Origin of the sequence: Laceyella sacchari (assembly GCF_004343255.1) — a bacterium.
In the GTDB taxonomy this organism is placed as follows: domain Bacteria; phylum Bacillota; class Bacilli; order Thermoactinomycetales; family Thermoactinomycetaceae; genus Laceyella; species Laceyella sacchari.
In genome coordinates this window covers 1,107,416-1,127,130 of record NZ_SMDD01000001.1, presented here as the reverse complement: position 1 = coordinate 1,127,130, position 19,715 = coordinate 1,107,416, and the positions used below count along the sequence as shown (strand labels likewise).

Here is a 19,715-nt window from a genome sequence, read left to right as displayed (position 1 = left end):
CAAAACCAAAATCTCTTTCCCAATATCACTATGATTACAACTTAACCGCATCGGGAAAGCCAGCTTCCCGATGACATACAATCTTTCAATACCACTATGGTTACAACTAAACCTCGAGCGAGAAGTGATCCGTAAACTTGAAAATGACGTCTTTCAATACCACTATGGTTACAACTAAACCACGGTTGAAAAGGTAGCGGTCGAAAGCGAAGCGGCTTTCAATACCACTATGGTTACAACTAAACCCCGTATGTGAACATCAGTCATTTCAAGCATTTTCATTATAACAAAAACCAAAATAATCTGTGAACCGATAATGATGCAAAAACCCCGGGAGGTTCACAGACTTTATGTGCTCTCCTTTTGCAAACCGTGAGAAGTTGTTGACGCCTTCGACGGTGATGAGAACCACACCAATTATCCTGATATAACATTTGTCGGCTACATAGCTGAGATACTACCGTATTCCTTTTTTCTCATCTTGGACATTTTCTCCATCTTTAGAAAACGGTTTGGCTCCATTGAACTGGAGGCTGAACTGGACATTGGTCATTAGAGGCTTTTACAATAATGAAAGACCTCACTCTGCGCTCGGATATCTGTCGCCACGAGAATTTCGCCAATCTGCTACATAATTTTCCTAAGCTTCGCTCTTTCACTATCTAGAAAATAATAAGGGGGGAGTTCATTTGAAGGAAGAGATTATGGCTGGTGGTGCACAATTTATACTTGATCAAGTAGAGGTTGTTATATTTGTTGTATTAATTTTAATAACTACAAAAGCATGGATGAACAAGGAATATATGACGGTTTTTACCGGAATATTTGTCGGTGGCATAATCTTAATTTTTTCTAGTGATAAAGAACTGATAGGAAAATTAGGTGCCTATTTGTTAGATGTATTTGGGTTAATTGATGATATCGAAAAGAGAGAAATTATTGAAGCAATTGATGAACAGGTAAAAAAAGCTTCTGAAAACAATCAGGAAACGACATGGAAAATGATTGGATTAGCGTTTAAATCGGCTCTTCCACAAGATTGGAAACAATTTAACGAAAGCATAAATAGTGGAGACTTCTATGCAGCTGTGATTACCTCTATCGTAACTATTATGGCTTTTACTTTTACAAATATCAGTAACTCAAAATCACAGCGTTTTGGAGCTTATGGATCCATTGTAGAAAAACAAATTGTTCATTATCAAGAAATAATAAACGAACTAAAAAAACGAAAAGCCAGTTTGCCTTCTTTAAACGACCCAGAGCATTTAAGTTGCTTTGTGCTTGACCTAAACGCCTATATAACTAATCATGTATCTGAGTTTATAATTAGTCGGCGTGTGCATAGGGCCTTGTTGCTTTTACTCGATGGTCTAAATATACAGAAGAAGGTGACAATAATTGATATTATAAGAAGAAGATCTATATTAGTGTTTTGGCAACGGATTATATGGAAAGACTTCACGTCAGATCAAATTTTTGATTATTACCTTTGCAACGTAATCAAAAAAATGAAAAAAGATTATTACCAAGTGCTTAACTAAAAGGATTAGCTACGTATACTCTGGGGCAAAGAATAATAAGGATTTTAATGAAAATTTTCCCCATCTTCAGAAGTGAAGTGTCCCTGCCTTGTTCAAATTAATAGATATGTAAAAGAGACCTGATGAACGGCATAAGCTACATGCCCAACTTATAATACAAAAAACTCCTTCGATTTTTCGGAGGAGTTTTTTGTGCTATGGATTATTGGCAAGGATGCATTTTCCTGCATCTCCGGTGGCTTTCCATAAGGAAGAACATGCTGGAAATAAAAGCATCAAGAATAGATTCTTTTTCGTTAAAGATTTTGTTTGTATCATTGATGTATATTGAACCATCCTGCGAAAAGTGATTTTTAGATTCACATGGGCAGAACAACCTCCTCTGATTCATTCGATGGAGGTCAATTAATCATCACCATTGAGAGAAATTCAGTTGCTCCCCGATAATAATCAAGTTATTATTCTTTAATTAATACTATTAGCTAGGGATACACTGTCATCAACTCTTGCCACATCGCTTGGGCAAGCGAAAGGAAACCATTTGCCTAGCTATGGATGAGTCAGTGTTACAATTCTCCCCTATCCGGGGGATTAATATGATGTTAAATGAACGTCACATGCCTATATTAAAACTATCCTTAATTTCTCTTAATAATTTACTAACCTCTACTTCTTGTTCTGGATATTTTTCGATATATTTCTCACTATATTCCAAAAGAAATATATAAAATTGTTCAAATCCCAAATAACCTATCGTATCTTCTTCTGCTGCAGGATAATCCATGATAAAAGCCACTTCACCTTCATTGCACATATATTCTTCCCATCCATCAAAATCTGCATGAAATAGAATTCTGACGTACTCTGTTCCAAACCCTTTTTTTTCTTTAAATCTATTCAATGACCTAACGAAATTTTCATCTTCTATGTGCCAAAAATAATATTCTATAAACTTCCGCTTCTCTTCTGTAGTTTTTAATTTTTTTTGGTAACCGTCATCTTCATAACTGAACATAGAGTTTACCCCCTGAAATAACATCCTAATATTATAATTAATAGTATTTATACTCCAACGCAAGAATGTGTTTAATTACTTTTAAAACGCAGAAAAAAATTTGTAACTTCCCTTTGATTGTTAATAAAACCCCTAAATTTCATTCCATTTTTACTAAATCCTATTACTTCCCTTCCTTCAATCCTATTCATTTTAATGCCTTCCTCCATAGCCTCTTTTCCCCATTGAATCATTTGAGCATCAGAATAAACGGTTGGGTCATACACAGTTTTAGGTACTGGTATTAATTTACATTGACCAGAGGGAATCAATTTTCCATCTTTCCCGTAGGTTAGGGCCGGAAGCTTGTATTCAATCTGATACAAACCAGGAAAAGTTGGATGTTGCTTTTTACTAATTATTAAATTGCTCGAATCCATACCTGTTGTTTCCAATGTTTTATAGAAGTCATGCATATTATGTCCCCCGACAACCCCTTTTTTCCCTTTCCCTATTCCTTCTCCAACGGTAAAGTGAGTATCAAATCCGCTTTTAAATTTTACTGTATTATTGTTACCATTCGAAGCAAACTTCTGTAACCAAACACCAAACGGTGTATCCCCAACAGTCTTTGGAAAAGTCCTCCCGTCCTTAAACACAGAAACGGCCGTTAACGGAATATCATTAATTTTGGACACAATGGTAGGAGCAACGAGTTTGCCTCCATATTGAGCAACCCCCATACAAGCAAAACCGATCGCGACACCTAATAATCCAACAAGTCCTGCTTTTTTCCAATCCACCTTCCCATCACGCATATAATCAAAAGAGACACTGTCCGCCACTCCTGCTACACCACCTGAGCCAACGGACGAAAGCCATTTTCCTAACCACGGAGGAGCCAGTGTTGCCATCCTCCCCCCGATTAATCGAAATGCGAGCGCTCCGGCACCCAATCCGATCAAACCAGCTATTGCACCAATTATCGCCTCTTGCGCAATACCGGAAACATCCTTATCAGCCATCCAAGCGCCAAATCCGCCAACCGCCATTCCCATCACGATCGAAATACCCACAAGGGGGTTGGTGCTTAGAAAAAACAGACCCAACCCCATACACAACAGCGCCAAAATCAAGGATAATTGCTGTTGTAGCCATTTTAGCAACTGATCAATAAAGCCGGTCGATTCTTGCACTGGGGCTTTGGGAAGCTCCGCCTTCGGTACCTCAATCTTATTTTCCGGTATCTTCACTTTCGGTATTTCGATCGGGTCATCGGTATCTCCACTTTCGGTATCTCTATCGGGTCATTACTCGGAATTGTTGGTATTTCAATGCCTTCTGCAAGCAATATCTTCTCTGTTTTTGTGTCCAACCTTGTAAGAGGCTGCGCTAATGCTAGGTGGGGGATATTTATATGTATAATTAATAGTATTAATAAAATAGTAGGTATCTTCCACTTACCAATAGTCAATAATATTCCTCCTTCATCTTAAACCACCTTTACTTCCAGAAAAAACTTTTATTGGTTCAACAAGATGGCACAAGCCAATCCACAGGCAATTACAATGATATATACCCTCATTATTGAACCTCATCTACCATATCCTCCTGAATTAAAAATGCAAAACTTCTATCACTTATATATACCCCCTTCATTACTGAAGATTGCAATTATTCCACATACTAATCCCCTCTTCCAAATAAATAATGAGTAGCCATATTTAACTATCTTTCAGTTATCATTGTATTTATCTTGGCAAGTTGCATAAACATGTACTTAATTGCTAAACCGTACATACGCACCAATCATTTACAACACTATATGAGAGTTAGATGCTCTCGCTATCCTACCTAAATAAATTTTAAAAATTTAAAAGGGCTTATGGTCTGATACCAAGAGCCCTTTTTTATTAAAATGACATCAATTATTTACCCTTCAGCCGTCGTTACTGATAGCGCAATTAAACTTGTGAAAGATGAGATGTATTTCTTTGATTCGGCGTACGTCGAATCACTTGTCTTCAAGCATGTATCCCCCCCCCTTTTTACGAACACCTCCCTAACAAAGGAAAGAATGCCCCCATTCACCTGTCGTATCAATCCATCTCTAAATCCCCAAAACCCTTTATTTATAAGGTATTAAGGGATTTCCGACGACCTCCTGGCTTTTTTCCGAAGCATACGGTGTTCGCAATTTGGATTGATTATGCGGAATTAATTTGACTTGCCCCATCCCCCAGGCTGTTTTATAACCAAACCCCATGATCGAGCCATAGCATGCTAACTTCCAAAGCCACTTCTGATCCTCAAGAGGCAATTTATTTGTATTTAAAGTCATTTTCCCCAAAAAACCGATGGCTTGAAATTTTTCAAAGTCGACGACCACGGTTTTGAAAGAAGCATAATTAATTTTGATGGTCCGAATCATGGAGTATGGAAAATCAATGTTGCCTGTATGCGTAATTTTTAAAGCGCTTAGAAACAGAAGGGTTGGATCTGGCAGAGGGTAGTAATTGCCGGATTGGTAAAAAGTGGTTGGAGAAATAAAATGCAACGTAAATTTCGTCGCAAACCTTCGCATGATGTCTTCATCCGAATAACTGATCAACTGAACCTCTTGAACCACACCTTTCCAATCGATCAAATCAATCTCTTTTTGAACCAAAAAATGCTGTTGCATACATTGAATAAATGCTTTACTTGGGCTTTGAATATGCAATTCATCATTCTCAATCAATAGATGAGCAGAGAATATTTGACGTTCTTTCCGATCATGAATCATCTGGGAAAGCACCGGATCGGTGTTTTGAATCGCTTTTAATATATAGCCATGCAATCTTCGCCCCCAAACACCTCGATCCAATTTCTTTCCATATGGCTTCAAAAAGATGCGCAACCGATACATGCTCTATCTCCTTACAAGATATAATCTTGATTCAAGTTTAGCCTCTTGAAAAGTTACCTTCGTATTTCCCATGATATCTGGTAATATACTCCCTTTGATTTGGTGTATTTAGTTTTTCTCTCAAATAGTCGATATCGTTGCGGACTTGTTTATCGCTGACTCCATAACGCAATGCCGTCTCCTTAATTTTATATGGCCCCGGATCAAGCAATAATTCTGCAAGCATGGCAAATAACCGCTCTCGATATTTCACATGTTTTTTCAATTGATCATTCACCTCAACTAAAACAAAAAATCTCTCTTGTGAGAGATCCCGTTACGTTTCCATTCTCTCGATGAGATGTATTTCTTTGATTCCCTGATCGGAACGCCCTACCTCTTCACGCTAGGATACGGTAGTTTCAATTCTCTTGATGAGATGTATTTCTTTGATTCGGCATTCGCCAAAGCGCTTGTCCTGCAGCCATGGTTATCCCCTTTTGCGAACGCCTCCCTAAAAAAGAATATAAATGCCCCTAATATGTCCGATAAAATACGACTCAAAATCCCCAGACCCCTTTATTCATAAGGCATTAAGGATTTCCGACGACTCCCTGGCTTTTTTTCGAAGCATGGGGTGTTCGCAAAAATCTGATTACACCCTTCATTTATAATAGCATAATTAATCACTCGTTTCATGATATTTCCTCCATTTGGTGAAATTACATTTCAAAATAATAAAACGCCAGATTTATATTTGAGCTTGTAAGATGAATAAGCCAGCAGCTCCAAAGCCATTTTTTCATTTGTTGCACTTGTGCATCGGCGCTCCTCGAGAATTGTATGAAGAGGGCTAAAAACGCCCTCTTTCAAAAAGCTGCCACCAACACTTCCATTTCAGACGCCCCTGATACAGACCATAAATATATGTTTGGCTCTTCTTAAAACGAGGAATGACACTAGCAAGATCACGTGGTAAGCAAACCTCTTTTATTTCAGGAGGGCATGATATAGCAAAAAAGCATTATTATTGCGCGAATGGGAAATCAGTTATGAAGTAGACGGGTATCTTCCTTTGTTGCTACGCTATGGGGCGTAATGGGAAGCCTGAGGGGCGCGGATCAATAAGAGCCGGGGGCACGTTTACCTTCTACCAGGAATGGTCTGAAGTTTTCTCACAAATGAAGAAAGCATGGAGCTTAAAGTAACACATTTACTATATCTATGGAGTAACTAATACGTATCACTCTGGACAACATACCCTTTTCTGTACATTCAAACGACCATTCGATTTATACCAGTAAGCCGCCTAACAATCCCTTGCTAGAATACATGATCTATCTCACACCAAAAATATCAAAACTTTTTCCAGCAATGATCTTTTTTCCATCATCAAGCTCCAGTTCAAGCACATCCCACAAGGGAATGACGATTTCCTTGCCATTGGCTGCCAATAAGGAAACCCTTTGCACATAGGTCTCTGGAAAAAGACGCACATAGCATGTCACTTCAACATCTTTACTCCCGTACATCCCCTTCCACTGTTTTTCATGGCAATCGACTTCTATTTCAGGACGTTGTTGTAATTTATTAATAAACGACGTAACTTGATTTGCTTTCCCTTTAATTTGAACTTTTAGCAAAATCTCCACCACCCTTTATCTAAATCACTTGACTATTTGGACAAGAAGTTTTAATATGCACGATGAACCTAGTAATAGTATGATTTAGATTTCGGAATATTAGAACAAACTGAATAGTTGTATTTTAGCGTGGTACTCACACTATCTGGTTTGAATGAGAGGGTTGTAAGATTATGAAATACCATTACGGATTAACGATTCGTGAAGGTAGAGAGAAATTAAAAATGACACAGACACAGCTGGCTGAAAAATGGCCGCAAGCGGGTGGCGGAACTGGTGTGAGTGTAAATTATGTATCTGATGTGGAGCGAGGCATAAAACATATCTCTGATCCCCAAACACTTCGCCGCTTATGTCGTATATTGCAAATTCCACTCTGGAAAATGGGGCTTTCTGATTACGATCCATTCAATCCAAGTACAAAACATCCGGATAGTAATCAGGAGAACGTCAATCATAATGAAAACAACGGCATAGTTAAACTGACGGACTCGCCGTTTGACCGTATATTGGACTATAAAAATTGTCTTGTTGAAGCAAAAGGAGATTGCTTTATCTCAGGAACTTCGATGATCCACTTAACCGATGATTCAAGTGATATCTTGCAAGCGAAACTGGCGACCGGCAATATTTACTTGCTAATCCTGAATCCCGATTGGATCGAAAGAAATGCTTCTATCCTCACTTTCATAGAAGATGATGAATACAGACAAGAATTCCACCACGAAATCCGCAATTCCATTCGCAAACTCCATCAACTTCGCAAATCATTACCCCAGGATCTCAATTCTCGCCTAAAGATTAAAACTTATAGCACCGTTTTCCCATACATTGTCACAGGATTCGACGATGGTGAAACCGGAAAACTGGTCTTTGAGATAACAGATTATATTCCTGAAAAAAAACGACCACGGTTTACACTGCATAAACTTAAAGGCAAGCACACATTATTCGAGCAGGTGAAGAATAAATTTTTTTCCATTTGGAATAACCAATCTATTAGCAAGGAGATTTAAGCAATGAACAAAGAGCTTTACTTTAAGTATCAGTGGAGATATAAAAAAGAGGACTTAAAGTTTTGTCCTCGATGTGGCAACCGTTTTTCCCTGGAAGATCTACACATTCCCAACCAACCTCAACTCCTTTGTCATCATTGTCAATTCGTCTTCTATTTAGATCCAAAGCTAGTAGTGGTGGCAGTCGTATTAAACAAAGAAAGAAATAAAGTATTGCTTCTTCAAAGAAATGAAGAACCGGGTAAAGGCTTATGGGCATTTCCTGGAGGGCATGTGGAGCGAGGACAAGATCTGTTTGAAGCATTAGGAAATGAGGTAAAAGAAGAAACGGGTCTTACTGTAAAAATTGATGGAATCATCAACACCTGTTCTTCGGCCGAAGAAGGTTTAGTCCAATTAACCTACGAAGCGATTGCCTATCATGAAGAAGTGATTGTAAACATCGAAAGCAAAAAAGGTTATTTTTTCCGCTTTGATGAAATTCCTTGGAATCAGCTCGCTTTTCCCTCAACCGAAAAGCTTTTGCGCTTATATACAGAAAAGTACGGATAATACGGCCAATAGCTTATTCACCTTCAAAAAGGTTAAAAGGGCCTTCAGTTTGATACCGAGAGCCCTTTTCGATCATCTACACTGCAGTATTTCGTTCCGGGAGAACCAATAATTGACTTTCACTCTGAAAACGCTTCCTGTCTTTGATGCTCCCCCTATTAAAACACACTACGCACTAATCCCCCATCTATTCGCAATGCAGACCCATTAATAGCTGAGGAAAGAGGACTGCTTAAAAAGGTGACGAAATGTGCAATTTCTTCTGGTCGAATAAGCCTTTGAATAAGGGATGTTGGGCGATTCTCTTTCATAAATCGCTTTTCTGCTTCTTCTATCGTCAAGTTCTCATCAGGATAAAGGGTATTTAACATCGTTTCTACCCCTTCTGTTAACGTGGAACCCGGCATCACCGTATTAACCGTCACATTTGTTCCTTTCGTCAGTTCAGCCAAACTGCGGGAGAGAGAGCTGCATCGTTTTGGTCGCACTATAGTGAGCCATTTCTTGAGAAGGCATGATCGCTGCTTCGCTAGCGATAAAAATGACTCTGCCTTCTTTTTTTTGAATCATTTGTTTTAGGTACCAGCGAGAGAGTCGAATCCCGCTCATGATGTTGACTTCAAACAGTTTAAACCAATCCTCATCAGGGATATCAAAATATTCTACAGGCTCAAAGATTCCCAGGTTGTTTATAATAATATCTACTTCCGAGTGCTTTTCAATCACCTGTTGGCATCCTTGTTCGGTTCCAAGATCAGCAACTACTGACTGAAGAGTGGCGTCAGGATACTTTGCTTGAATTTCTTTGATCGTTTGATCCACTTTTTCTTCACGTCGTCCATTGATTAGCACAATGGCGCCTTCTGCTGCCAACGACATCGCAATTGCCTTTCCAATACCTGCTGTAGAACCAGTAACCAGTGCCGTTTTTCCTTCCAAATACAGATGCATGCAGAGCCCTCCCGATTTCATGTTTTAGGCCATTACGTTATGAACCTGAATCACCCCTTTTTAAACATATGGTATGAGGAGTGATTCATATCGCAAAAGGATATAGACAAAACACAGACGCCTATATCCTTTTGCATCTTATTAGAAGTCGAAGTTATCCGGATCTGGACCCACTCGTTTATTCTGATTCAAGCCATCAATTCGCTCCATCTCTTCGTCCGTCAACGCAAAATCAAACACTTGGGCATTTTCAGCAATTCGATGTGCTTTCGTCGATTTGGGAATGGTCACGACGCCGTTTTGCAAGTCCCAACGCAAAATGACTTGCGCAGGTGACTTGCCATATTTGTTTGCGATATCTTTTAAAACTTGATGATCCAGCAATTGGCCTTGCATCAATGGAGACCAAGCTTCCAGCTGAATCCCGTGTTCACGGCAAAACGCCTTTAGTTCTTTTTGAGTCAAACGCGGATGGTATTCCACCTGGTTCACCATCGGTTTAATCTCAGCATCTTTCATCAAGTCTTCGAGGTGATGGATGTGAAAATTGCTTACCCCAATCGCTTTGACTCGCCCTTCTTTGTAAAGCGTCTCCAACGCTCTCCATGCCTCTTTATATTTGCCTTCTACCGGCCAATGAATAAGGTATAAATCCAGATACTCTAAGCCAAGTTTATTTAAGCTCGTTTCATAAGCTTTTATGGTGGATTCATACCCTAAATCGGCATTCCAAACTTTCGATGTCACAAACAACTCTTCTCTAGAAATGCCGGTTTCCTTCAACCCTTCACGAATTCCTTGTCCGACTCCGGCTTCATTTTCATAAATGGCCGCCGTATCAATGCTGCGATAACCATATTGAATCGCTGTTTTTATGGCATGAACCAACTCAAGTCCTTCTTCCACTTTAAATACCCCGATGCCAAACCAGGGCATTTTCACACCGTTATGCAAAGTGGTGGTATCTTGTAAGTTTTTCGCTGTCATATATTTTCCTCCCGTTGGTAAATTGATTGTTCTGTCTAATTATCAATGCAGTGTCCATCACCTCCTTTCAAACCCCCGTTGATACAGGGTACCATTCTCCCTTTTTATTCTGAAAAAACATGTTTACCTACCCGGGTTTGATCTTTTTGCTCCAAGGCGCGACTCCACCCTGTCAGGATCACAGCACCTAAAACCATCACTGCCCCGATCCAGGCCGTATGAATCAACCCAACAGAATCCGTGATAACGCCGCCCAAGTAAGAGCCGATGGCGATTCCGGCGTTAAATGCGGCAATATTGATGGCAGAAGCCACATCTACCGCACTTGGTACAAAGCGTTCAGCCAGCATCACGACATACACTTGCAGTCCTGGCACATTCATAAAAGCAAAAATCCCCATCAAGATGATCGTGATCAATCCAGCAACCTTATATGGCGCAGTAAAGGTTAAGATGAAAAGCACAATTGCTTGCATAGTAAACATATAGAATAACGCGGTAATGGGCTTCTGATTGGCCACTTTCCCGCCAATGATGTTGCCGATGGCAATAGCAACGCCATACACAAGCAAAATGGCGGCAACGGTTCCTTCTTCGAATCCTGTAATATTTTGAAGCAATGGAGATAAATAGGTAAATACTACAAACGTCCCTCCATACCCTAAAGCCGTAATGACAAATGAGAGTAATAAGCGACCATTGGTAACCAGTTTGAACTGATCGCGGAATGTTGTGCGCGTGCCTTTTGGCAAGTCAGATGGAACAAGGGTACTGTTGGCTATAAAGGAAATCACACCAACTGCTACAATCGCAATAAAGGCGAATCTCCAGCCAAATTGCTGTCCAAGAAATGTACCAAAAGGTACGCCGGTAACTGTTGCCACAGTGAGTCCGGAAAACATAATGGAAATCGCACTAGCTCTACGATCTTCCCGCACTAAATTCGCTGCGATCGTCGAGCCGATCGACATAAATACACCATGTGAAAACGCAGACAGGACACGCGCAACAAGTAATATGCCAATACTTGTCGCACTAGCAGCAATCGTATTACCAGCAATAAAAACAGCCATAATAGAAAGCAATAACGATTTGCGCGACATACTCGATGTGACCGATGTTAGAATGGGCGCTCCAAATGTGACCCCTAATGCATATAGAGAAACGGTTAACCCAGCGGTTGTTACAGAAATTTGCAAATCTTGAGCGATAAGCGGTAATAACCCCACACTGATGAATTCTGTGGTGCCAATCGCAAATGCACTGACTGCCAATGCCAGCAGTGCCAATGTACTTCGTTTTTTATCTAAAGTCATTTTCTGTCCTCCTGACACTGGTCTGATTGCATGGTTGGTTCATCTTCTAGCAGACGATATAAAGAAAAGCATGGTTAATATCAGCCGGCGAATGTTATTATGAGATATATGAATCATAATGAGAAGTACGCACTTATAAGTTCGATAGATACTTAGAAGTTTCGTAGGTACTTTTTGGTTCCTATGAATGGGAGGAAGCATATGCAGAAAAAGAAGTACAATATTTCGGTTGAAGCTACATTGGAAGTCATAGGGGGAAAATGGAAATGCGTTATCCTTTGCCATCTGACACACGGCAAAAAACGCACAAGTGAACTAAAACGTTTGATCCCCAACATCACGCAAAAAATGTTAACCCAACAGTTACGCGAGTTAGAGAAAGATGGGGTTATCAATCGCATTGTCCATAATCAAGTACCGCCCAAAGTGGAATATGAGCTGAGCGAATATGGATGGAGTTTGAAAGGGATTTTAGACGCCTTGTGTGCGTGGGGGGAAAAACATATCACCAGAGTATACGGCGATAAATTTGCTGTATTGGAGGAGAACATATTAAATGAAAAACTGAAGGATTAGACGAAATCTCAGCTTCTTAAAGCAACCAACTTCTTCAGGATTCAAATACAAAAAGGCTGGGGAAAACACCCAGCCTTTTTGCTTTACTAATTTCGAATGAGGTAATCAAAGGCACCCAAACCAGCTGTAGCGCCTGATCCCATCGAAATAATAATCTGCTTGTAAGCACTGTCGGTGCAATCCCCAGCTGCAAATACGCCAGGAACGCTCGTGGCACCATGCTTATCCACGATAATTTCTCCGAAGCGATTGCATTCGACTGTATCACGCAACCAGTCGGTATTTGGCACGAGGCCGATCTGAACAAAAACGCCCTGCAGTTCAATGTGGTGCTCTTCCTCAGTCGCCCGATCAATATAAGTAATCCCGTTCACTTTGTCAGTGCCGGTGATTTCTTTCGTTTGCACGTTCTTTAGAACGGTAACGTTAGGGAGACTGTAAAGACGTTCCTGCAAAACGGCATCAGCTTTCAACTCAGGCATAAATTCAAGCACCGTGACGTGCTTCACAATGCCTGCCAGATCGATCGCCGCCTCAACCCCTGAATTGCCGCCGCCGATCACCGCTACATGCTTCCCTTCAAACAAAGGACCGTCACAATGAGGGCAATAGGCTACGCCTTTGTTTTTAAACTCAGCTTCACCTGGCACACCCAGATTGCGCCAGCGCGCCCCTGTTGAAATGATCACGGCTTTGCTCTTTAATACGGCGCCATTTTCAAGTTCAACCTCGATCAGGTCTTTCTTTTCCAGGCGCTTAGCACGCTGCGGAGTCATCACATCAATGCCATACTCTTTGACATGTTCTTCAAGGCTGGCCACAAGTTTGGGACCTTCTGTGTATTTCACACTGATAAAGTTCTCAATCCCCAACGTGTCCATCACTTGACCGCCAAAGCGTTCAGCAACGATGCCTGTGCGGATGCCTTTGCGCGCCGCATAGATTGCCGCACTCGCTCCAGACGGACCGCCACCGATAACAAGCACATCAAATGGGTCTTTATTAGAAAGCTCCGATGCATCTGGGCCGCTCCCCAGCTTGGCGAGGATTTCCTCAAGAGTCATGCGGCCGCTGCCAAAAAACTCACCGTTTAGGAAAACGGTTGGCACAGCCATGATTTCTTTGCTTTCAACCTCATCCTTAAATGCCGCACCGTCAATCATGGTGTGCGAGATACCAGGATTGAGAACACTCATCACATTCAGAGCTTGCACGACATCCGGACAGTTGTGGCAACTCAAGCTAATATAGGATTCAAAGTGGTATTCGCCCTTGATATTTTTAATTTGATCGATGACCTGCTGATCAACCTTCGGAGCTCTTCCGCTTACTTGCAACAAAGCCAATACCAATGAAGTAAATTCGTGCCCCAGAGGAATGCCGGCAAAAGTAATTCCAGTGTCTTCATCCATTCGGTTCACACTAAAGCTCGGCGTTCTCTCTAATGATGTCTTCTCCACCTTAATATGGGAAGACATGGCGGCCAATTCATCCACTAAAGCAAGCATGTCGCGGGATACGTCATCCGATCCCGCGCTTACTTTCAGAAGCACATCGCCTTCCATCAATTGAAGATATTGGGCAAGTTGTGCTTTAATATCTGCATCCAGCATCATTGGTCATACCTCTTAAATTTTGCCTACAAGATCAAGGCTTGGTTTGAGGGTTTTGCCACCTTCTTGCCATTTAGCTGGGCACACTTCACCTGGGTTGTTGCGAACATACTGAGCTGCTTTGATTTTGTTTACAACGGTGCTTGCATCACGGCCAATGCCTTCTGCGTTGATTTCAACAGCTTGCACTACGCCATCCGGATCGATGATGAACGTACCGCGATCAGCCAAACCAGCTTCTTCGTTCAGCACTTCAAAGTTGCGAGAGAGCTGTTGAGAAGGATCGCCGATCATAATGTATTCAATTTTGCTGATTGCTTCAGAGTGGTCATGCCATGCCTTATGTGTAAAATGGGTATCCGTGGAAACCGAGTACACTTCAACACCCAGCTCTTTCAGAGTGGCGTATTGGTTTTGCAGGTCTTCCAATTCCGTTGGGCAAACGAAAGTGAAGTCTGCTGGATAGAAGCAAACTACGCTCCACTTGCCTTTCAGATCAGCCTCGGTCACCTCGATAAACTTGTTGTTTTTTGGGTCGTAAGCTTGTGCTTTGAATGGTTTTACTTCTTTACCGATTAAAGACATGTCAAAATCCTCCTTGTTAGTAGTTAGCAGTTTATAACCTTTATCTAACTACAATAATTATAATCTAGGTATAATTATTACTTAGGAAATATTCCTTTGTCAATAGCAAATGGCAAATTCGCAGAGATTAATTATCATTTTCAATGTATGCATTGCCAGTAAAGCAGACCGCCATGGCGCCAACGCATCTTGAGATAACCCTTGAAACACAGGCAGTATGGTTCACTCACACCTTTAATAAACCAACCGATAAACCCTCGCTTCATATGGTCTTAATACCATGTTTTCGATGTCACCCGACCCATCGCCTTCATAATTGGCTACCATCAACTCACATTTTTTATATGACCGGAGGTAGGTAGGCAACTCAAAACGAGGGGTGCCATTAAAAAAGTTGCAAATGACCACCAACTTCTCATCGCCTAATGTTCGCGTATATGCATAAATTTGCTCATGATTCTCCAATATCAAATCATACGTTCCATAAACGATGATCTCATGCTTTCTCCGCAATTGGATCAAATTCTTGTAATAATGGAAGACCGAGTTTGGATTTATTAAGGCCTGCTTGACATTTACTTCTTTGTAATTTGGATTGACGGAGATCCAAGGGGTTCCCGTAGTAAACCCTGCATGCTTGGAATCATCCCATTGAACAGGCGTTCGTGCGTTATCCCTGCCTTTCATATGGATGGCACGCATCACTTTTTGCATGTCCTCTCCGTTTTCCACCGCTTTCTCTCGCACCATGTTTAAGGTTTCGATGTCTTTGTATTCTTCGATGGAAGCAAAGCGGACATTCGTCATGCCGATCTCTTCCCCCTGATAAATGAAGGGGGTTCCCTGCATCAGATGGAGAAAGGTGGCCAACATTTTCGCCGACTCTTCCCGATATTTAGTATCGTCACCAAAGCGAGAAACCATTCGGGGCTGATCGTGATTGTTCAAATATAGGCTGTTCCAACCCTTGTTCTCCAATGCCTTTTGCCATTTTGTCATAACCGTTTTCAGATCTTTGAGTTGCCAAGGCTTCACATCCCATTTTCCGCCAGGGCCGGAGTCCAGCTCCATATGCTCAAACTGGAACACCATGTTTAACTCACCGCGGTCTTCAGCAGTGTACAAGATCGCTTCTTCGGGTGTGACACCCGGCATCTCGCCTACGGTCATCACATCGTACTTTGAGAGAACCTCGTTGTGCATCTCTTGCAGAAATTCATGAATGCGGGGGCCGTTCATGAAATATTGACCGCCAAAAACATATCTTTTCCCTTCTGGATTAGGCACGTCCGGCAAATCAGGGTCCTTGGAAATGAAATTGATAACGTCCATTCGAAACCCATCAATCCCCTTATCCAACCACCAAGTCATCATGTCATACACTGCCCGACGGAGTTTCGGGTTTTCCCAGTTTAAATCGGGTTGTTTTTTTGAGAATAAGTGAAGATAATATTCTCCCGTCGTCTCATCGTACTCCCATGCTGATCCGCTGAAACACGATTCCCAGTTATTTGGTTCTGCGCCGTCCTTCCCTGGACGCCAAATATAAAAATCGCGATAAGGGTTATCTTTCGACCGACGCGCTTCCACAAACCACGAATGTTCATCGGAGCTGTGGTTGACAACCAAGTCCATGATTAATTTCATTCCGCGCTGATGAACTTCTGCGAGCAATTCTTCCCAATCTTGCATCGTGCCGAATTCATCCATGATCGCTTGATAATCACTGATATCATACCCGTTGTCGTCATTGGGCGACCGATAAACGGGTGAAAGCCAAATCACATCGACCCCCAACTCTTTTAAGTAATCCAATTTTGAGATAATCCCGCGCAGGTCGCCGATCCCATCTCCATTGCTGTCCATGAAACTGCGGGGGTAGATTTGGTACACAACGCTTTCCTTCCACCATTTTCTCGCCATCGTATCTGACTCCTTTGAAATCTCATCACAGTTGCAGTTGGCGTGTCGCGCATCAAATCCCGCATGACTAAATTTTTCGTATACTTATTACTATATCACAAGATGCATACATCTTCCGCTTTTACCCAAATGGAAAACCTGTTTTTTTGTTTTTTCAAGCTGGACAAGAGGTTGCGATTACAAAGAACGTTTGGACACAGGACAAAAGCCATTTATAAGGCGAAGAAAAAGAAGCTGAAACATACATATGCCATGTATATCTCAGCTTGCTTCGATCAAGATTTTTTGTCACTTTTTATGCTTGCCAGTTTGTATGAAAGACGCCTTCTAAGTCATTCCGTTCATAGGTATGCGCACCAAAATAATCACGTTGTGCTTGTAGCAAATTGGCATTGGATGTTCCAGTCCGATAACTGTCGTAGTATGTAAGGGATGCACTTAAACATGGGAAAGAGATCCCTGATTGAATTCCCTCGCAAACGACTTTTCGCAATCCAGTTTGATAGACTTTCACCTTTTCCGCAAAATATGGAGAGATTAATAAGTTTGCCAAATTGGGTTGCTCTTGATAAGCTTCGCTGATGACATTTAAAAAGTTGGCGCGAATGATGCAGCCACCCCGGAAGATCAGCGCAATATCTTTTAACGGCAACTTCCAGTCATACAGCTCTGACGTCATTTTATATTGTGTAAACCCTTGGGCGTAGGCACAAACTTTGCCCATGTACAATGCTTGTCTGACATACTCAACCCATACTTGTTTATCTAAGCTTTGCTGAGCTTCATCAGGCCCTGCCAAAATGGTTTCTGCCGCCATCCGCTCTTCTTTTAATGAAGAAATATACCGAGCAAACAAAGCCTCTGTGATGATGGATGTCGGGATTCCATTATCGATGGCTTGTATACTTGTCCATTTGCCTGTTCCTTTTTGTCCTGCTTTGTCCAAAATCACGTCGATCAGCGGCAATCCGGTGATGTCATCTCGTTTCCTTAAAATCTCTGCCGTGATTTCAATTAAATAACTTTTTAACTCTCCTTGATTCCACTCGTCAAAGATGTCCGCAATTTCATCGACCGACAATCCTAACTTTTTTCTTAGAAACGTATAGGCTTCAGCGATTAATTGCATATCGGCATATTCAATCCCGTTATGCACCATCTTCACAAAGTGACCTGCGCCTTTGGGGCCAATGTAAACACAGCAAGGGTCGCCTTCCACTTGCGCCGCAATTTTGGTAAGAATGGGAGCAACGCGTTCATAGACATCCGGGTCTCCGCCAGGCATGATGGAAGGCCCTGTTAAAGCGCCGATTTCACCGCCTGAGATACCAATCCCCAAGTAGCCGATTCCTTTCGCTTTCAGTTCATCGTATCTGCGTTCCGTATCTTTATAATGGGAGTTGCCGCCGTCCATGAGCAAATCCCCTTCCTCAAGCAAAGGAAGCAAAGAGTGAATGACAGAATCAATGGCTTTGCCTGCTGTAACCATAATAAAAATTTTTCTCGGCTTGGCTAAGGATTGAACAAAAGCTTCCAGATCGTAGTACGGTGTAATTGTTTGCCCTTCCAGTCTTTGTACCAGTTTATCTGTCAAATCTCGTGTGTAATTATATACAGCAACTCGCTCGCCTTTGCTGGCCATGTTTAACGCGATATTGCTGCCCATCACTCCCAAACCATAAACACCGATTGTATTTAACATATTGTCTGCCCCTTTCTTGACTAAATGGCAGTAAGCCCTCACCGAAGCGGGGCTTTACTGCTGGGAATGGATTATACAAATAAGTTGAGCAATAAAATGAATCCTAACCCAAACACAGAAATCAATGTTTCGAGTAAAGTCCATGTGGCAAAGGTTTCTTTCATGCTTAATCCAAAGTATTCTTTAAACATCCAGAAACCCGCATCGTTCACATGGGAGGCAATTAAGCTACCTGCACCTGTTGCCAGTACCACTAATGCCAGATTCACGTCAGTTTGCCCTAACATCGGCATAACTAACCCTGTCGTTGTCAACGCGGCCACCGTTGCCGACCCCAATGAGATGCGCAAGATGGCGGCAATGATCCAAGCAAGTAAGATGGGAGATAAGGTGGTTCCTTTGAACATGGCAGCTACATAGTCGCCAACTCCACCATCAATCAACACTTGTTTGAAGGCACCGCCTCCACCAATAATCAACAGCATCATGCCAATATGTGAAATCGCTGTTGAGCAAGATTCCATTACATCCTTGATTGGAATTTTTCTAGCCAATCCCATAGTATAGACGGCAACCAACAAGGAGATCAACATCGAAGTGCCGGCATCGCCGATAAAACGGATTGCGGCTAGCAATTGGTTGTCTGCAACTCCCATGGTTTTTTGTAGCAAAGAAATGATGGTGGCTATAGACATTAAAATGACAGGTAATAATGCCGTAAACACGCTAATTCCAAAACTGGGAGTCTCTTCGAGCTTAAACGTTTTTTGTTCACCTAAAGAGGCAATGCTGCCGGTTTTGGTAAATGATTCTGGCACGATCTTTTTAGCGATTTTCGCAAATACTGGCCCAGCCAAAATAACGGTTGGAATCGCGATGATAAAACCATAAAGCAATACTTCGCCTATGTTTGCGCCCAACTCACCTGCGATCACTGTAGGCCCTGGATGAGGTGGCAGGAAGCCGTGCGTCACAGACAGCGCTGCGGTCATCGGAATGCCAAGGTGCAGAATCGACACCTTCAATTCTCTGGATATAGCAAATACGATCGGTATGAGCAACACCAGACCCACTTCAAAAAATAATGCAACACCGATAATAAATGATGCCACAACAACAGCCCATTGAATATTCTTTTCGCCAAATTTATTGACCAATGTCATCGCAATGCGCTGGGCGCCGCCCGCATCAGCGATTAACTTACCAAGCATGGCACCAAGCCCAAATATTAACGCCAAGTGGCCCAGTGTACCGCCCAACCCGGTCTCAATGGTTTTGACAATATCACCAACTGGGATGCCAAGCAAGAGAGCAACGCCAAATGAAACAATGATCAATGATACAAATGTGTTCAATTTAAAGCCCATGATTAAAATCAATAAGGCTATGATCCCTATCCCAACAATAACCAATGGCATCCTCGTTT

General features: G+C 41.7%; 16 protein-coding genes and 1 pseudogene. 4 read left to right on the top strand and 13 right to left on the bottom strand.

Features of this window, described 5'->3' with window-relative positions; translation table 11 throughout:
• Positions 1-689: 689 nt before the first annotated feature.
• Positions 690-1,544: a hypothetical protein gene (locus tag EDC32_RS05425; RefSeq protein ID WP_132220296.1), complete on the top strand. Its 855-nt coding sequence runs from the start codon at positions 690-692 to the stop codon at positions 1,542-1,544.
• Between the two features lie 613 nt (positions 1,545-2,157).
• On the opposite strand, the gene cdiI is transcribed toward EDC32_RS05425, so the two are convergent.
• The 5 genes from cdiI to EDC32_RS05400 all read right to left on the bottom strand — a co-directional run bounded on the left by cdiI (position 2,158) and on the right by EDC32_RS05400 (position 7,068).
• Positions 2,158-2,559, bottom strand: a complete 402-nt coding sequence (gene cdiI / locus EDC32_RS05420; protein WP_054096193.1) for a ribonuclease toxin immunity protein CdiI — start codon at positions 2,557-2,559, stop codon at positions 2,158-2,160.
• A 71-nt stretch (positions 2,560-2,630) separates the two neighbouring features.
• On the bottom strand, positions 2,631-3,734 hold the full coding sequence (locus EDC32_RS05415; protein ID WP_132220294.1) for a CdiA family toxin C-terminal domain-containing protein: 1,104 nt from the start codon (positions 3,732-3,734) through the stop codon (positions 2,631-2,633).
• A 932-nt stretch (positions 3,735-4,666) separates the two neighbouring features.
• Positions 4,667-5,377: a CRISPR system precrRNA processing endoribonuclease RAMP protein Cas6 gene (cas6, locus tag EDC32_RS05410; RefSeq protein ID WP_158283243.1), complete on the bottom strand. Its 711-nt coding sequence runs from the start codon at positions 5,375-5,377 to the stop codon at positions 4,667-4,669.
• A gap of 106 nt (positions 5,378-5,483) precedes the next feature.
• A complete protein-coding gene (locus EDC32_RS05405) occupies positions 5,484-5,711 on the bottom strand; it encodes a DeoR family transcriptional regulator (RefSeq protein ID WP_132220290.1) in 228 nt (75 codons plus the stop codon).
• Between the two features lie 1,051 nt (positions 5,712-6,762).
• Positions 6,763-7,068 (bottom strand): hypothetical protein, encoded by a 306-nt coding sequence (locus EDC32_RS05400; protein ID WP_022738932.1) that lies wholly within the window; start codon positions 7,066-7,068, stop codon positions 6,763-6,765.
• A 173-nt stretch (positions 7,069-7,241) separates the two neighbouring features.
• On the opposite strand from EDC32_RS05400, the gene EDC32_RS05395 reads away from it, so the two are divergent.
• Complete coding sequence (locus EDC32_RS05395) at positions 7,242-8,084, top strand: helix-turn-helix domain-containing protein (protein WP_022738931.1); 843 nt, start codon at positions 7,242-7,244, stop codon at positions 8,082-8,084.
• A gap of 3 nt (positions 8,085-8,087) precedes the next feature.
• A complete protein-coding gene (locus tag EDC32_RS05390) occupies positions 8,088-8,636 on the top strand; it encodes an NUDIX hydrolase (protein WP_132220288.1) in 549 nt (182 codons plus the stop codon).
• A gap of 158 nt (positions 8,637-8,794) precedes the next feature.
• Here EDC32_RS05390 and EDC32_RS05385 read toward each other — a convergent pair.
• The 3 genes and pseudogenes from EDC32_RS05385 to EDC32_RS05375 form a co-directional block, all read right to left on the bottom strand.
• Positions 8,795-9,587, bottom strand: a pseudogene (locus tag EDC32_RS05385) (SDR family NAD(P)-dependent oxidoreductase).
• Between the two features lie 141 nt (positions 9,588-9,728).
• Positions 9,729-10,574, bottom strand: coding sequence for an aldo/keto reductase (locus EDC32_RS05380; protein WP_132220286.1), 846 nt, complete (start codon positions 10,572-10,574; stop codon positions 9,729-9,731).
• Between the two features lie 104 nt (positions 10,575-10,678).
• The gene (locus EDC32_RS05375) at positions 10,679-11,890 is read right to left on the bottom strand and encodes an MFS transporter (RefSeq protein WP_132220284.1); all 1,212 of its coding nucleotides are present in this window, start codon (positions 11,888-11,890) and stop codon (positions 10,679-10,681) included.
• 201 nt (positions 11,891-12,091) lie between these two features.
• Here EDC32_RS05375 and EDC32_RS05370 point away from each other — a divergent pair, with 201 nt between their 5' ends.
• On the top strand, positions 12,092-12,466 hold the full coding sequence (locus EDC32_RS05370) for a winged helix-turn-helix transcriptional regulator (RefSeq protein WP_132220282.1): 375 nt from the start codon (positions 12,092-12,094) through the stop codon (positions 12,464-12,466).
• Between the two features lie 86 nt (positions 12,467-12,552).
• On the opposite strand, the gene ahpF is transcribed toward EDC32_RS05370, so the two are convergent.
• From ahpF to EDC32_RS05345, 5 genes are all read right to left on the bottom strand, one after another.
• Positions 12,553-14,082 carry an alkyl hydroperoxide reductase subunit F gene (gene ahpF / locus EDC32_RS05365; RefSeq protein WP_132220280.1) on the bottom strand — a complete coding sequence of 510 codons (1,530 nt, stop codon included), beginning with the start codon at positions 14,080-14,082 and terminating at the stop codon, positions 12,553-12,555.
• A 12-nt stretch (positions 14,083-14,094) separates the two neighbouring features.
• On the bottom strand, positions 14,095-14,664 hold the full coding sequence (ahpC, locus tag EDC32_RS05360; protein ID WP_132220278.1) for an alkyl hydroperoxide reductase subunit C: 570 nt from the start codon (positions 14,662-14,664) through the stop codon (positions 14,095-14,097).
• Between the two features lie 234 nt (positions 14,665-14,898).
• Positions 14,899-16,587 (bottom strand): glycoside hydrolase family 13 protein, encoded by a 1,689-nt coding sequence (locus EDC32_RS05355; RefSeq protein WP_132220277.1) that lies wholly within the window; start codon positions 16,585-16,587, stop codon positions 14,899-14,901.
• Positions 16,588-16,882: 295 nt separating this feature from the next.
• Positions 16,883-18,289, bottom strand: coding sequence for a decarboxylating NADP(+)-dependent phosphogluconate dehydrogenase (gene gnd / locus EDC32_RS05350; RefSeq protein ID WP_132220276.1), 1,407 nt, complete (start codon positions 18,287-18,289; stop codon positions 16,883-16,885).
• Between the two features lie 71 nt (positions 18,290-18,360).
• Complete coding sequence (locus EDC32_RS05345; RefSeq protein WP_132220275.1) at positions 18,361-19,707, bottom strand: GntP family permease; 1,347 nt, start codon at positions 19,705-19,707, stop codon at positions 18,361-18,363.
• Positions 19,708-19,715 lie beyond the last annotated feature (8 nt).

Excerpts from the sequence above, each read along its gene's own strand:
- ahpF (WP_132220280.1), bottom strand. The coding sequence starts at position 14,082 with ATGATGCTGGATGCAGATATTAAAGCACAACTTGCCCAATATCTTCAA.
- EDC32_RS05375 (WP_132220284.1), bottom strand. The coding sequence starts at position 11,890 with ATGACTTTAGATAAAAAACGAAGTACATTGGCACTGCTGGCATTGGCA.
- ahpC (WP_132220278.1), bottom strand. The coding sequence starts at position 14,664 with ATGTCTTTAATCGGTAAAGAAGTAAAACCATTCAAAGCACAAGCTTAC.
- EDC32_RS05390 (WP_132220288.1), top strand. The coding sequence starts at position 8,088 with ATGAACAAAGAGCTTTACTTTAAGTATCAGTGGAGATATAAAAAAGAG.
- EDC32_RS05395 (WP_022738931.1), top strand. The coding sequence starts at position 7,242 with ATGAAATACCATTACGGATTAACGATTCGTGAAGGTAGAGAGAAATTA.
- EDC32_RS05355 (WP_132220277.1), bottom strand. The coding sequence starts at position 16,587 with ATGGCGAGAAAATGGTGGAAGGAAAGCGTTGTGTACCAAATCTACCCC.
- EDC32_RS05380 (WP_132220286.1), bottom strand. The coding sequence starts at position 10,574 with ATGACAGCGAAAAACTTACAAGATACCACCACTTTGCATAACGGTGTG.
- cdiI (WP_054096193.1), bottom strand. The coding sequence starts at position 2,559 with ATGTTCAGTTATGAAGATGACGGTTACCAAAAAAAATTAAAAACTACA.
- EDC32_RS05345 (WP_132220275.1), bottom strand. The coding sequence starts at position 19,707 with ATGCCATTGGTTATTGTTGGGATAGGGATCATAGCCTTATTGATTTTA.
- EDC32_RS05370 (WP_132220282.1), top strand. The coding sequence starts at position 12,092 with ATGCAGAAAAAGAAGTACAATATTTCGGTTGAAGCTACATTGGAAGTC.
- gnd (WP_132220276.1), bottom strand. The coding sequence starts at position 18,289 with ATGTTAAATACAATCGGTGTTTATGGTTTGGGAGTGATGGGCAGCAAT.